Raw genomic sequence first — 14,009 nt, 5'->3', positions numbered from 1 at the left:
TAGGTGGGCTACGAGCTTTGGGGGGCGGGGCCCCCCGTGCCCACACCCCCCCTACCCCCCCCCCCCGGGGGCCGGCGGCGCCCCGCACGCCCTGGCCCGGCCTCCGGCGCACCCGGGGCGCGCCGGAGCCAGGGGACCCTTAGCTGCCCGGGAAAACAGATACTGCTAGCGTGCAGTTGCGCATGTGTTGCAATAAGACACTGAGGGGACCGGATATCCGCATGGCCATCTACACGCTTCCCGAGCTGCCGTACGACTACGCGGCACTGGAACCGGTGATCAACCCGCAGATCATCGAGCTGCACCACGACAAGCACCACGCCGCCTACGTCGCGGGCGCCAACACCACGCTGGAGCAGCTGGAGGAGGCGCGCGACAAGGAGAACTGGGGCGCGCTGAACGGCCTGGAGAAGAACCTCGCGTTCCACCTCTCCGGCCACATCCTGCACAGCATCTACTGGCACAACATGGCGAACCCGAAGACGGACGAGGGCGGCGGCGTCCCGGACGAGAAGGACGGCCTCGGCGACCTCGCGGACGCCATCACCGCGTCCTTCGGCTCGTTCGAGAAGTTCCGCAAGCAGCTCACCTTCGCGGCCTCCGCGACGCAGGGCTCCGGCTGGGGCGTGCTCGCGTACGAGCCGATCAGCGGCCGTCTGATCGTCGAGCAGGTCTACGACCACCAGGGCAACGTCGGCCAGGCCTCGGTGCCGGTCCTGGTCTTCGACGCCTGGGAGCACGCCTTCTACCTGCAGTACAAGAACCAGAAGGTGGACTTCATCGAGGCCATGTGGAAGGTCGTCAACTGGCAGGACGTGGCCAAGCGCTACGCCGACGCCAAGGCGAACACCCCGCTGCTGATCCCCGCCCAGGGCTGAGCGGCCACCGAGCCGCCCGCCTCGTGATCGTCTTCTCACCCTTCACGTGCGGGCGTTTCCACCGGAAGGCCCCCGCGAGGACGTGACTCGCGGGGGCCTTCCGCGTGCGCCGCTACGCGAAGTTCGGACCGACGGTACGGGTCCGCTTGATCTCGAAGAAACCGGGCGTGGAGGCCACCAGCAGGGTGCCGTCCCACAGCCGGGCCGCGGCCTCGCCGCGCGGGGCCGGGGTGACGACCGGGCCGAAGAAGGCCACGTCCTCGCCGTCGGCGCCGGGCACCGAGATCACCGGGGTGCCGACCTCCTGGCCGACCCGGTCTATGCCGTTGTTGTGCGAGGCCCGCAGGATCTCGTCGTACTCGTCGGAGTCGGCGTACTCGATCAGCTCGGCCGGCAGGCCGACGTCGGCGAGGGCGGCGGCGATGGTCTCGCGGCCGGCGCCCTGGTCCTCGTTGTGGAAACGGGTGCCCAGCGCCGTGTACAGCTTGCCGGTGACCTCGCTGCCGTGCTTCTGCTGGGCCGCGACGACCACGCGGACCGGCTCCAGGCCCTTGGGGCCGAGCAGGTCGCGGTAGCGCTCCGGCAGCTCCTCCAGCTTGTTCTCGTTCAGCACCGCGAGGCTCATGACGTGCCAGCGCACCTCGATGTCGCGGACCTTCTCGACCTCCAGCATCCAGCGGGAGGTCATCCAGGCCCAGGGGCACAGCGGGTCGAACCAGAAATCGACCGGGGTCTTCTCGGGCACCTGGGTGTCGGGCATGACTCTCCTCGCGGCGACGGGACTCGGGGGGGCACATCGGGGGCGCACCGGGGTGCACGCCCACGGACGCCAACCGCCCGGCGGTTCGGCGCATTCCCCGTGGGAGGATTCGAACCGAAAACGTGAACACGCACGAAGGAGTGCCCGTGTCCGGTGAAAACCTGTCCCGCGACGAGGCCCGCGAGCGGGCCGAGCTGCTGTCCGTCCAGGGGTACGAGGTGGTCCTCGACCTCCGGTCCGCCGTGGACGAGAACGAACCGGCCGAGGGGCCACGGACCTTCCGCTCGGTGACGACGATCCGCTTCCGCTCCGCGGTCCCCGGCGCCGCCACCTTCGCGGACCTGATCGCCCCCTCCGTGAACGCGGTCACCCTCAACGGCTCCGCCCTCGACGTCGCCGCCGTGTTCGACGGCTCGCGGATCGCGCTGGCGGACCTGGCCGGCGACAACGTCCTGGTCGTGGACGCGAACTGCGCCTACAGCCGGACCGGCGAGGGCATGCACCGCTTCGTCGACCCGGAGGACGGCGAGGTCTACCTCTACACCCAGTACGAGCCGGCCGACGCCCGGCGGGTGTACGCGAACTTCGAACAGCCCGACCTGAAGGCCCCGTACCGCTTCGAGGTGACGGCGCCCGAGGGCTGGCAGGTCTGGAGCAACGGCGTGGAGGAGTCCCGCGAGGGGAACACCCGCCGCTTCGCCGAGACCGCGCCGATCTCGACGTACATCACCTGCGTGGTCGCGGGCCCCTACCACTACGTCACGGACACCTACACGCGCGGCGACCTGACGATCCCGCTCGGCGCGATGTGCCGCAAGACGCTGGCCAAGCACTTCGACGCGGACGACGTCTTCCTGGTCACCAAGCAGGGGTTCGACTTCTTCCACGAGCACTTCGACTACCCGTACCCCTTCGGCAAGTACGACCAGGCCTTCGTGCCGGAGTACAACCTGGGCGCCATGGAGAACCCGGGGATGGTGACCTTCCGCGAGGAGTACATCTTCCGCGGCAAGGTCACCAAGGCCTCCTACGAGCGGCGCGCGAACGTCATCCTGCACGAGATGGCGCACATGTGGTTCGGCGACCTGGTCACCATGAAGTGGTGGGACGACCTGTGGCTGAAGGAGTCCTTCGCGGACTTCATGGGCTCCTTCTCGATGGTCGAGGCGACCCGCTTCGACAACGGCTGGGTCACCTTCGCCAACAACCGCAAGGCCTGGGCCTACCGCGCCGACCAGCTGCCCTCCACCCACCCGATCACGGCCGACATCCGTGACCTGGAGGACGCGAAGCTCAACTTCGACGGCATCACCTACGCCAAGGGCGCGGCCGTCCTCAAGCAGCTCGTCGCCTACGTCGGCCGGGACGCGTTCCTCGACGGCGCGCGCCGCTACTTCAAGGCCAACGCGTACGGGAACACCACCCTGGACGACCTGCTGTCGGTCCTGGCCGAGGTGTCCGGGCGGGATATGGCCGAATGGTCGCGGGCCTGGCTCCAGACGGCCGGCGTGAACGCGCTGACCCCGCTGGTGACCCACGACGCCGACGGGCGGATCACCGAACTCGCCGTGCTCCAGGAGGGCGACGAGCTGCGGCCGCACCGGGTGGCCGTCGGCCTCTACCGGTTGCAGGACGGCGCCCTGGTCCGCTACGCGCGCACCGAGGCCGACGTCGCGGGCGCGCGCACGGTGGTCCCGGAGCTGGCGGGCGCCGAGCGGCCCGACCTGGTCCTGGTCAACGACGACGACCTGACCTACTGCAAGATCCGCTTCGACGAGGGCTCGCTGGCCACGCTGCGCGCCCATCTGGGCGAGCTGACGGACCCGCTGGCGCGCGCGCTGTGCTGGTCCGCGCTGTGGAACCTGACGCGCGACGCGCTGATGCCCGCCCGGGACTTCCTCGCGCTGGTCCTGGCCCACGCGGGCCGGGAGACGGACGTCGGCGTACTCCAGATGCTGCACGCGCAGGCGCAGAGCGCGGTCACCCACTACGGCGCGCCCGAGTGGCGCGAGCAGGGCGGCCGCGAGCTGGCGGCGGGCGCGCTGCGCGAACTACGCCGTGCCGAGCCGGGGTCGGAGCACCAGCTGACCTGGGCCCGCTTCTTCGCGGCGGGCGCCGCGACCGAGGGCGACTTCCAGCTGCTGCTGGGCCTGCTCGACGGCAGCGCCCGGATCGACGGGCTGGAGGTGGACCAGGAGCTGCGCTGGGACTTCCTGCTGCCGCTGAGCGCGCACGGCGCGGTGGACGAGGGCGTCCTGGCCGCCGAGCTGGCACGGGACGACACGGCGTCGGGCAAGCGGCACCAGGTGCGCTGCCTGGCGGCGCGGCCGTCGCAGGCCGTCAAGGCGCAGGCGTGGGCCGTGGTGGTGGAGTCGGACGCGCTGTCGAACGCGCTGGTGGAGGCGACGATCGCGGGGATGCAGCAGTCCTCGCAGCGGGAGCTGCTGGCGCCGTACGCGCAGCGCTACTTCGACGCGATCGAGCGGGTGTGGAGCGAGCGGTCGATCCAGATCGGCATGGACGTGGTCCGCGGGCTCTTCCCCGCCCTTCAGGACCCCGAGCCGACGCTGGCCGCGGCGGACGTGTGGCTGGCGGGGCACGCCGGGGCGGCTCCGGCGCTGCGCCGGCTGGTGCTGGAGTCGCGTGACGACCTGGCCAGGGCGCTGCGCGGGCAGCGCTGCGACGCGGCGGCCGCGGCCCGCTGAGGCACCCCGGGGCTCCGTCCCGGACCCCGCGCCTCGAACGCCGGCGAGGCTTGATCTCGCCGGCGTTCGCGTTGCCCGGCGCCCCCTTTCGGCGGCGCCCCTATCGACACTCGAACGCCCGTACTTTAGCCCGGGCTTGTCCCGGTTTGTCGACGAGCGTGTAACAGCGGTTAGCGGGGCGGCCGGATGCGGAATCCCCGGCTCATGAACCACGACACGCCCCTCCCCCTCCGGCACCTCACCGGCAGCCGCCCCCGCGTCCTGACCCTCGCGGAGCTCCGCGAGCACGGCGTCACCGCCTCCGACGCCGCCGGGCGGCCCTGGCAGCAGATCCTGCCCGGGGTCTTCCTGCTCCACTCGGGGCCCGCGACCAGCGAGGAGCGGCTGCACGCGGCGCTGCTGTACGCGGGCCGCCGCGGCGGGGAGGTCATGATCACGGGGCTGGCCGCACTCGCCCTGTACCGGTTCACCTCCGCCCCCACCCTGCTCGCGCTGCCGCAGATCGACGTCCTGGTCCCCGGCACCCGCAGGCTCCGCTCCACCGGCTGCGCCCGGGTGGTCCGCGCGCAGGTCCCGCCCCGCCCCCAGGAGGTCACCGGGCTCCCGGTGGCGCCCGTGGCCCGCGCGGTGGCCGACGCCGTCGCGCAGCTCTCGGACGCCCAGACCGTGCGCCGCCTGCTGAGCGAGGCGGTGCGCGGCGGCCACTGCGAACCGGCGGCCCTGGTACGGGAGCTGACGGTGGGCCGGCTGTTGAGCCGCCCGCACGTGGTGGACGCCGTCGAGTCGCTGCTGGCGGAGGGGCGGGCCATCGCCGAGGAGCGGCTGTACGACCTGGTGCGCCTGCACGGCCTGCCCGAGCCGCTGTGGAACGTGGACCTGCGGGTCCCCGGCGGCCCGCACCTCGGCGGAGTGGACGCCTACTGGCCGGACCAGGCGGTCGCGGTGGAGCTGGACACCCGGGCCCCGCGCCAGGGCGAGGACGAGGAGTGGTCGCAGTGCGCGCGCAAGCGGGACGCCCTGGAGCGGCTCGGGGTGACCGTCCTGCACCTCACCCCGCGCAAGCTGCGCGACCACGCCGAGCAGCAGGCCGCGGTGGTCCGGACCGCCCTGACGGCGGCGGCCGACCGCGAGCCGGCCGCCTACCTCGTGGTCCTGCCGCGGTGATCCCGAGCGGGCCGGCCGCTCACGTACGCTTGAGGGGATGGGCGCGGCGGTCGGTACGGCGCCCCGCTCGGCCCCTGGAGCAGGCATGACGACGACGGACCCGCGGCCGCTGACCGGGGAACCGATCGCCCTGGACCTGCTGAACACCCGCTGGACGCGGGACGGGGTGCCCGTGGACCTCTTCGCCGGGGCCGGAGCCGCCGGACTGACCCGGGTGGAGGGCGTGGCCCTCTGGCTGCGGTCCACCGGGCTCGACGACCGCTTCCAGGCGGACGCCCCGACCCTGATCCACCTGCTGACCGCGCGCGAGGCACTGGCCCGCGCGGTCGCCGACCCCGCCGACGAGGGGGCGCGCGCGCTCGTCGACGCGGTGCTGGAAAACGGCCGGATCCGGGTCACGCTCACCGCCCGGGGGCCCGGCGAGCGGGCCGAGTTCGCCGACCCGGCCTGGGGCCCGGCCTGGACGGCCGCCCGCGGCTACCTCGACCTGCTGGCCACCGCGCCCGGGCGGATCCGTAGCTGCGCCGGGGAGGACTGCACCCTGCGCTTCTTCGACGCCTCGCGGGGCGGCACCCGGCGCTGGTGCGCGAGGGGCGCCTGCGGAAACCGGGCGCAGGCCCCGCACCACCCCGCGCGCACGCGCGTGCGCTAGAAGCCCGGAAACTGTCACACCCGGGCCGCGGCCGGACCGCCGCCATGCGCTGACATCCGGTCAGCGAGTCTACAAATCTCCTCTTCACCGGCCTCGGTTGGTGCGGGTCTGCCCGCCTATGAGCCCGATGGCGCATACCCCGTGGTGGCGAATATCCGCCATGACAGGTCACGGTCAATGACAACCCTCCCCAAAGAGCGGTCACGTGCACCAAGCTGACCGGTCATCCGGCACCGAAATCCGGACCGTTTCTTTCACTACCCAGGGATGCTGATGACCCTCGAATCCCCCGGCCCCATATCCGGCTCGCGACGCGTGGCACGCGTCGCGGCCGCCGCGGGCCTGGTGGCCGCCCTCGCGGCCACCGGCGCGGTGCCCGTGTTCGCTGCGGGTGGCACCGTCGACCCGGCCGCTTCCGCAGCGGTCAAGTCCGCGGACCAGAAGCTCGGTTCCGCCGACGCCGAACTCCTGCAGCAGGCCCAGGCCAAGGGCGAGAAGACCGTCACCGTGATGGTGGCGACCGCCCCCGGCGAGACCAAGCAGGTGGCCCAGCAACTGGACGCCGTACAGGGCGCCTCCGTGGGCCAGACGTACGACAAGCTCGGCTACGTGCGCGCCACGCTGCCCACCGACAAGGCGGACGCGGCCCTCAAGGCCGCCGCCAAGCTGTCGGCCGTGCACGGCATCGACCTGCGGCACGAGATCGAGCTGCCGGACCCGCGCCCCGACGCCAAGCAGGAGAACGCGGCGGCGCGCAAGACGGCCGCCGAGACCTACCCGGGGCCCGGCAAGGACACCCCCGCGAAGAACCCGTACAACCCGTCCTTCGAGACGGGCGCGGTCGACTTCGTGCAGCAGAACCCGCAGGCCGACGGCCGCGGCGTGACCATCGGCATCCTGGACTCCGGCGTCGACCTCGGCCACCCGGCGCTCCAGAAGACCACCACCGGCGAGCGCAAGATCGTCGACTGGGTGACGGCGACCGACCCGATCGCGGACAACGACGCGACCTGGCGTCCGCAGATCACCCCGGTCACCGCCGCCGGCGGCACCTTCACCGCGGGCGGCCAGAGCTGGAAGGCCCCCGAGGGCTCCTTCCAGTGGAGCCGCTTCAGCGAGTCGATCACCGCCGCCGGTGACATGAAGGGCGACGTCAACCGCGACGGCGACACCACCGACAAGTTCGGCATGCTGTACGACCCGGTGGCCGGCACCGTCCGCGTGGACACCGACCAGAACGGCGACTTCACGGACAACGAGCCGATGAAGCCGTACAAGGACGGCTACCAGGTCGGCTACTTCGGCACCGACAACCCGTCGACCGACGTCGCCGAGCGGATCCCGTTCACCATCGAGATCCGCAAGGACGTCCCGATGGACCCGTACGGCGGGGACTGGGTCGGCAAGAAGGCCGACTTCGTCAACATCGGCATCATCGAGTCCGAGCACGGCACCCACGTCGCGGGCATCACCGCGGCGAACAGCCTGTTCGGCGGCAAGATGAACGGTGAGGCCCCGGGCGCCAAGCTCGTCTCCTCCCGCGCCTGCTCCTGGTCCGGCGGCTGCACCAACATCGCGCTGACCGAGGGCATGATCGACCTCGTCGTCAACCGCCACGTGGACATCGTCAACATGTCCATCGGCGGCCTGCCGGCGCTGAACGACGGCAACAACGCGCGCTCCGAGCTGTACGGCCGCCTGATCGACACCTACGGCGTCCAGCTCGTCATCTCGGCGGGCAACGAGGGCCCGGGCGTCAACACCATCGGTGACCCCGGCCTCGCCGACAAGGTCGTCAGCGTGGGCGCCGCGGTCTCCAAGGAGACCTGGGCCGCCAACTACGGCTCCGGCGTGACCAAGAAGTACGCGCTCTTCCCGTTCTCCTCGCGCGGTCCGCGTGAGGACGGCGGCCTGACGCCGACCATCACCGCCCCGGGCGCGGCCATCAACACCACCCAGACCTGGCTGCCCGGCTCCCCGGTGAAGGAGGCCGGCTACACCCTGCCGGCCGGTTACTCGATGCTGCAGGGCACCTCGATGTCCTCGCCGCAGGCGACGGGCGCCAGCGCCCTGCTGATCTCGGCCGCCAAGCAGCAGCACCTCGCGCTGACCCCGGCGAGCCTGCGCATCGCGCTCACCAGCACCGCGAAGAAGATCGACGGAGCCTCCGCGATCGACCAGGGCGCCGGCCTGATCGACGTCAAGGGCGCGTGGGAGTCCATCCAGCGCGGCCCCAAGGCCAACGACTTCGCCGTCAAGGCCCCGGTCGACACCGCGATCGACCAGTTCCTGAAGACCCCGGGCTTCGGCACCGGCCTCTACGACCGCGAGGGCGGCCTCAAGGTCGGCCAGAAGAAGGTCTACGACGTCGTCGTCACCCGCACCACCGGCGTCAAGTACGGCACCCGCCACGACCTGACCTGGCGCAACAACGACGGCACCTTCAAGGTGGTCGGCGGCTACGACTACGTCACCCTGCCGCTGAACAAGCCCGTCACCATCAAGGTCGAGGCCAACGCGAAGACGGCCGGCGCGCACAGCGGCATCCTGCAGCTGGACGACGCCACCACCGAGGGCATCGACAAGCAGATCATGACGACCGTCATCACGGCGGCCCCGCTGGCGAAGCCGTCCTTCGGCCTCTCCGACACCTCTTCGGTGCAGCGCAACAGCACCAAGTCGTACTTCGTCACCGTGCCGCAGGGCGCCAAGACGCTGGAGGTCGCGCTCGGCGGTCTCGCGGCGGGCAGCCAGACGCGCTTCATCTCGATCCACCCGTACGGCGTGGGCGTCGAGGACAGCGCGACCACCCAGTGCTACCCGAACTACGACAACCCGGCGAACACCTGCCGCCCCGACCTGCGGTCGTACGCGGCCCCGACGCCGGGCGTCTGGGAGATCGAGGTCGAGGCGCGCCGCACGTCGCCGCTGCTCGACAACCCGTTCAAGCTGGACGTCAGCGTCCTGGGCGCGGCCTTCGACCCGGCGGTCAAGGTGCTCCCCGAGGTCAAGCTGGGCACCCCCTCGCAGGTCCAGTGGACCGTCAAGAACGAGGGCGCGGCCATCACCGGCGGCAAGCTCAAGGGCGGCCAGCTCGGTTCCGCGAAGGTCGCCAAGCCGACCATCGCCAACGGTGAGGTCCAGACCTCGACCGTGACCATCGGCGAGGGCGTCTCGCGCCTGGACATCGGCATCGGCAACGTCTCCGACACCGCCGCCGACCTGGACCTCGAGGTCCAGCTCAATGGTGTCAAGGTCGCCTCGTCCGCCGACGGCGACTCCGAGGAGTCCGTCAGCCTGGCCAACCCGGCCGCCGGCACCTACACGGTGATCGTCACCGGTTACGCCGTTCCGTCCGGCTCCACCACCTACGACTACCGCGACGTGTACTTCTCGGCCGGTCTGGGCTCCGTCCAGGTCGACGAGGCCGCGGCCGTCAACCTCGCCAACGGCGCTTCGGCGAACATCTCGGCGAACGTCCTGGTCAGCAGCGCGGCCCCCGAGGGCCGTCAGTTCTTCGGCCAGGTCCAGCTGCTCAACGGCCGCGGCACCGCCGCGGGCACCGGCAGCGTGCAGATCGAGAAGGTCCTCCCGTAGCGGTCGACCTGATCACGGCATGACGGAAGGGGCGGCGCTCTCGCAGCGCCGCCCCTTCCCCGTGTTCCCCGGGCCCCCGCCCGCCGCCGGGGCGCTCCCGCGGCCCGCCGCAACCGTGCGCCGTCCGGACACCGTCCGTTCCTCGGACAATGGATTGGACAAGGCTCGTGGGGTCGAACGCATGATGGCCTCACGCGCGCCCGCGTCGTACGGACAAGAGGAGTCACCGTGAGGGTCGGAATCGTCGGAGCCACCGGACAGGTCGGCGGAGTCATGCGCGGCATCCTCGCCGAGCGGAAGTTCCCGGTGGACGAGCTGCGGCTGTTCGCCTCGGCCCGGTCCGCGGGCACCGTCGTGGAGTGGGAGGGCCGCGAGATCACCATCGAGGACGCCTCCGCGGCCGACTACTCCGGCCTGGACATCGTGCTGTTCTCGGCGGGCGGATCCACGTCCAAGGCGCTGGCCGAGAAGGTCGCCTCCCAGGGCGCCGTGGTCATCGACAACTCCTCCGCCTGGCGCCGCGACCCCGAGGTCCCGCTCGTGGTCTCCGAGGTCAACCCGCACGCGATCGCGAACCGTCCCAAGGGCATCATCGCCAACCCGAACTGCACCACCATGGCCGCCATGCCCGTGCTGCGCCCGCTGCACGACGAGGCCGGTCTGACCGCGCTGATCGCCACGACCTACCAGGCCGTGTCCGGTTCCGGCCTGGCCGGTGTCGCCGAGCTGGACGGCCAGGTCAGGGCGGTCGCCGAGGGCGCCACCGGGCTGGTCCACGACGGCGGGGCCGTCGACTTCCCCGAGCCGGGCGTCTACCAGCGCCCCATCGCCTTCAACGTGGTCCCGCTCGCGGGCTCGATCGTCGACGACGGCTCCTTCGAGACCGACGAGGAGCAGAAGCTCCGCAACGAGTCCCGCAAGATCCTGGAGATCCCCGGCCTCAAGGTCTCGGGCACCTGCGTCCGCGTCCCGGTCTTCTCCGGCCACTCCCTCCAGGTCAACCTCCGCTTCGAGCGTCCGCTCAGCGTCGAGCGCGCCTACGAGCTGCTGGCGGACGCCCCGGGCGTCGAGCTCTCCGAGATCCCGACCCCCCTCCAGGCGGCCGGCAAGGACGCCTCGTACGTCGGCCGCATCCGCGTGGACGAGACCGCCGACAACGGCCTCGCCCTCTTCCTCTCCAACGACAACCTCCGCAAGGGCGCCGCGCTGAACGCGGTCCAGATCGCGGAACTGGTCGCCGAGGAGCTCCGCGGCTGACCCCGCGCGCACACCCGGAGGGCGGCGCCGCCGTGGCGCCGCCCTCCCGTGCGCCGGTCCCCGGCCGATTTCGCCCGTGGATTACTCCGACGCGGTGACGCGTACCGCATGGAAGGATGGCCGGGCAACGTCACCATCAAAGGAGATGCCGCGTGCCTGGCACGAATCTGACCCGTGAAGAGGCGCAGCAGCGCGCGAAGCTGCTGACCGTCGACTCGTACGAGATCGATCTCGATCTGAGCGGCGCACGGGAGGGCGGCACCTTCCGGTCCGCGACCACCGTGCGCTTCGAGGCGTCGGAGGCCGGCGCGGAGACCTTCATCGACCTGGTCGCCCCGGCCGTGACCGAGGTCGTGCTGAACGGCACCCCGCTGGACGTCGCGTCCGTGTTCGCGGACTCCCGGATCGCGCTGGCCGGCCTGGCGGCCGGGCCCAACGAGCTGCGCGTCGTCGCCGACTGCGCCTACACCAACACCGGCGAGGGCCTGCACCGCTTCGTCGACCCGGTCGACGAGCAGACCTACCTGTACACCCAGTTCGAGGTGCCCGACGCGCGCCGCGTCTTCGCGAGCTTCGAGCAGCCCGACCTGAAGGCGACCTTCCGGTTCACCGTGACGGCCCCCGAGGGCTGGACCGTGATCTCGAACTCCCCGACCCCGGCGCCCGCGGACGTCGAGGACAACGTCTGGCGCTTCGAGCCGACCCCGCGGATCTCCACCTACATCACCGCGCTGATCGTCGGCCCGTACCACGCCGTCCACAGCTCGTACGAGGGCCCGGACGGCCAGTCCGTCCCGCTCGGCATCTACTGCCGCCCCTCGCTCGCGGAGTTCCTCGACGCGGACGCGATCTTCGACGTGACCCGCCAGGGCTTCCGGTGGTTCCAGGAGAAGTTCGCCTACGACTACCCCTTCGCCAAGTACGACCAGCTCTTCGTGCCGGAGTTCAACGCGGGCGCGATGGAGAACGCGGGCGCGGTCACCATCCGCGACCAGTACATCTTCCGCTCGAAGGTGACGGACGCGGCGTACGAGCTGCGCGCCGAGACGATCCTGCACGAGCTGGCGCACATGTGGTTCGGCGACCTGGTCACCATGGAGTGGTGGAACGACCTGTGGCTGAACGAGTCGTTCGCGACCTACACCTCGATCGCCTGCCAGGCCTACGCCGAGGACTCGAAGTGGCCGCACGCCTGGACGTCCTTCGCGAACTCCATGAAGACCTGGGCGTACCGGCAGGACCAGCTGCCCTCGACGCACCCGATCATGGCCGAGATCAATGACCTGGACGACGTCCTCGTCAACTTCGACGGGATCACCTACGCCAAGGGCGCCTCGGTCCTCAAGCAGCTCGTCGCCTATGTCGGCATGGACGAGTTCTTCAAGGGCGTGCAGGCGTACTTCAAGGCGCACGCCTTCGGCAACACGCGCCTGTCCGACCTGCTGGGCGCCCTGGAGGAGACCTCCGGCCGCGACCTGACCGCCTGGTCGAAGGCATGGCTGGAAACGGCCGGCATCAACATCCTGCGCCCGCACGTCGAGACCGACGGGGACGGGGTCATCACCGCCTTCGCCGTCCGCCAGGAGGCCCCGGCGCTGCCCGCGGGCGCCAAGGGCGAGCCGGTCCTGCGTCCGCACCGGATCGCGGTCGGCTTCTACTCGATCGACCGGGCCAGCGGACGGCTGCGGCGCGAGCACCGGGTCGAGCTGGACGTCGCCGCCGCCGAGCTGACGGACGTACCGGAGCTGGTCGGCCAGCGGCGCCCCGACGTCATCCTGCTCAACGACGACGACCTGTCGTACGCCAAGGTCCGCCTGGACGAGCGTTCGCTGGCCACGGTCACCGCGCACATCGGCGACTTCGAGGCCTCGCTGCCGCGCGCGCTGTGCTGGTCCGCCGCCTGGGACATGACGCGGGACGGCGAACTGGCCACCCGCGACTACCTCGCCCTCGTCCTGTCGGGCATCGGCAAGGAGTCGGACATCGGCGTGGTGCAGTCGCTGCACCGCCAGGTGAAGCTGGCCATCGACCTGTACGCCGCCCCGGCCTGGCGCGAGGAGGGCCTGACGGCCTGGACCGAGGCCACCCTGGAGCACCTGCGCGCGGCCGCCCCGGGCAGCGACCACCAGCTCGCCTGGGCCCGCGCCTTCGCGGCGACCGCCCGCACCGAGGGCCAGCTGACCTTCCTGGCGGCCCTGCTGGAGGGCACGGCGGAGATCAAGGGCCTGGCCGTGGACACCGAGCTGCGCTGGTCGTTCCTGGAGCGGCTGGTCGCCACGGGCGTGGTCGGCGAGGCGGCCATCGCGGCGGAACTGGAGCGGGACAAGACGGCGGCGGGCGAGCGCCACGCGGCGACCGCCCGTGCCGCGCGGCCGACCGCCGAGGCGAAGGCCGAGGCCTGGGCCTCGGTCGTGGAATCCGGCGACCTGCCGAACGCCGTGCAGGAGGCCGTGATCGGCGGCTTCGTGCAGACGGACCAGCGGGAGCTGCTGGCGCCGTACGCCGAGAAGTACTTCGCGGCGGTCAAGGGCGTGTGGGACACCCGCAGCCACGAGATCGCGCAGCAGGTCGCTGTGGGTCTGTACCCGGCGCTCCTCGTCTCCCAGCGGACGCTGGATGCGACGGACGCTTGGCTGGCCGAGGCCGAGCCGAACGCGGCGCTGCGGCGGCTGGTCTCGGAGTCCCGCGCGGGCGTGGAACGCGCCCTCCGCGCCCAGTCGGCCGACGCGGCGGCCGCGTAACCCGGCCACCGCGCCCTCAAACGCCGGCAGGCTGAATCTCCGCCCCCAGGGGCGGCACCTCCAGCCCCGCCGGCGTTTGAGGCGCGGGTCCGGGCAGAGCCCGGGACGACGGCCCGCGGCGGCCCGCCCTCGCCTCCGGCGGGCCCTCAAACGCCGGGCAGACTGAATTTCCCGCCTCCCGAGCAGCACTTCCAGCCCCGCCGGCGTTTGAGGCGCGGGTCCGGGCAGAGCCCGGGACGACGGCCCGCGGCCGCT

The 14,009-nt window shown here is 71.7% G+C and carries 8 protein-coding genes; 7 read left to right on the top strand and 1 reads right to left on the bottom strand.

The genetic code is table 11. The annotated features are described in order from the left end of the window. Positions 1–221 precede the first annotated feature (221 nt). The gene (locus ABZY31_RS04890) at positions 222–878 is read left to right on the top strand and encodes a superoxide dismutase (RefSeq protein ID WP_356404842.1); all 657 of its coding nucleotides are present in this window, start codon (positions 222–224) and stop codon (positions 876–878) included. 112 nt (positions 879–990) lie between these two features. Here ABZY31_RS04890 and ABZY31_RS04885 read toward each other — a convergent pair whose 3' ends face one another. Continuing rightward, a complete protein-coding gene (locus tag ABZY31_RS04885; protein ID WP_356404840.1) occupies positions 991–1,638 on the bottom strand; it encodes a DsbA family protein in 648 nt (215 codons plus the stop codon). A gap of 146 nt (positions 1,639–1,784) precedes the next feature. Here ABZY31_RS04885 and pepN (ABZY31_RS04880) point away from each other — a divergent pair, with 146 nt between their 5' ends. From pepN (ABZY31_RS04880) to pepN (ABZY31_RS04855), 6 genes are all read left to right on the top strand, one after another. Further along, positions 1,785–4,343, top strand: a complete 2,559-nt coding sequence (pepN, locus tag ABZY31_RS04880) for an aminopeptidase N (RefSeq protein ID WP_356404838.1) — start codon at positions 1,785–1,787, stop codon at positions 4,341–4,343. A 204-nt stretch (positions 4,344–4,547) separates the two neighbouring features. Beyond that, positions 4,548–5,507, top strand: coding sequence for a hypothetical protein (locus tag ABZY31_RS04875; protein ID WP_356404836.1), 960 nt, complete (start codon positions 4,548–4,550; stop codon positions 5,505–5,507). An 85-nt stretch (positions 5,508–5,592) separates the two neighbouring features. Further along, entirely contained in the window at positions 5,593–6,159 is a 567-nt protein-coding gene (locus tag ABZY31_RS04870; RefSeq protein ID WP_356404834.1) for a CGNR zinc finger domain-containing protein, read from the top strand. 273 nt (positions 6,160–6,432) lie between these two features. Further along, positions 6,433–9,756: a S8 family serine peptidase gene (locus tag ABZY31_RS04865; protein WP_356404833.1), complete on the top strand. Its 3,324-nt coding sequence runs from the start codon at positions 6,433–6,435 to the stop codon at positions 9,754–9,756. 228 nt (positions 9,757–9,984) lie between these two features. Then, positions 9,985–11,013 (top strand): aspartate-semialdehyde dehydrogenase, encoded by a 1,029-nt coding sequence (locus ABZY31_RS04860; RefSeq protein ID WP_356404831.1) that lies wholly within the window; start codon positions 9,985–9,987, stop codon positions 11,011–11,013. A gap of 152 nt (positions 11,014–11,165) precedes the next feature. Continuing rightward, positions 11,166–13,754 (top strand): aminopeptidase N, encoded by a 2,589-nt coding sequence (gene pepN / locus ABZY31_RS04855; RefSeq protein WP_356404829.1) that lies wholly within the window; start codon positions 11,166–11,168, stop codon positions 13,752–13,754. Positions 13,755–14,009: the final 255 nt, after the last annotated feature.

The organism is Streptomyces sp. NPDC006529, assembly GCF_040611795.1.
Classification (GTDB): Bacteria; Actinomycetota; Actinomycetes; order Streptomycetales; family Streptomycetaceae; genus Streptomyces.
Note: the sequence above shows the minus strand (reverse complement) of the source record. Positions and strands in the feature narration are given on the sequence as shown.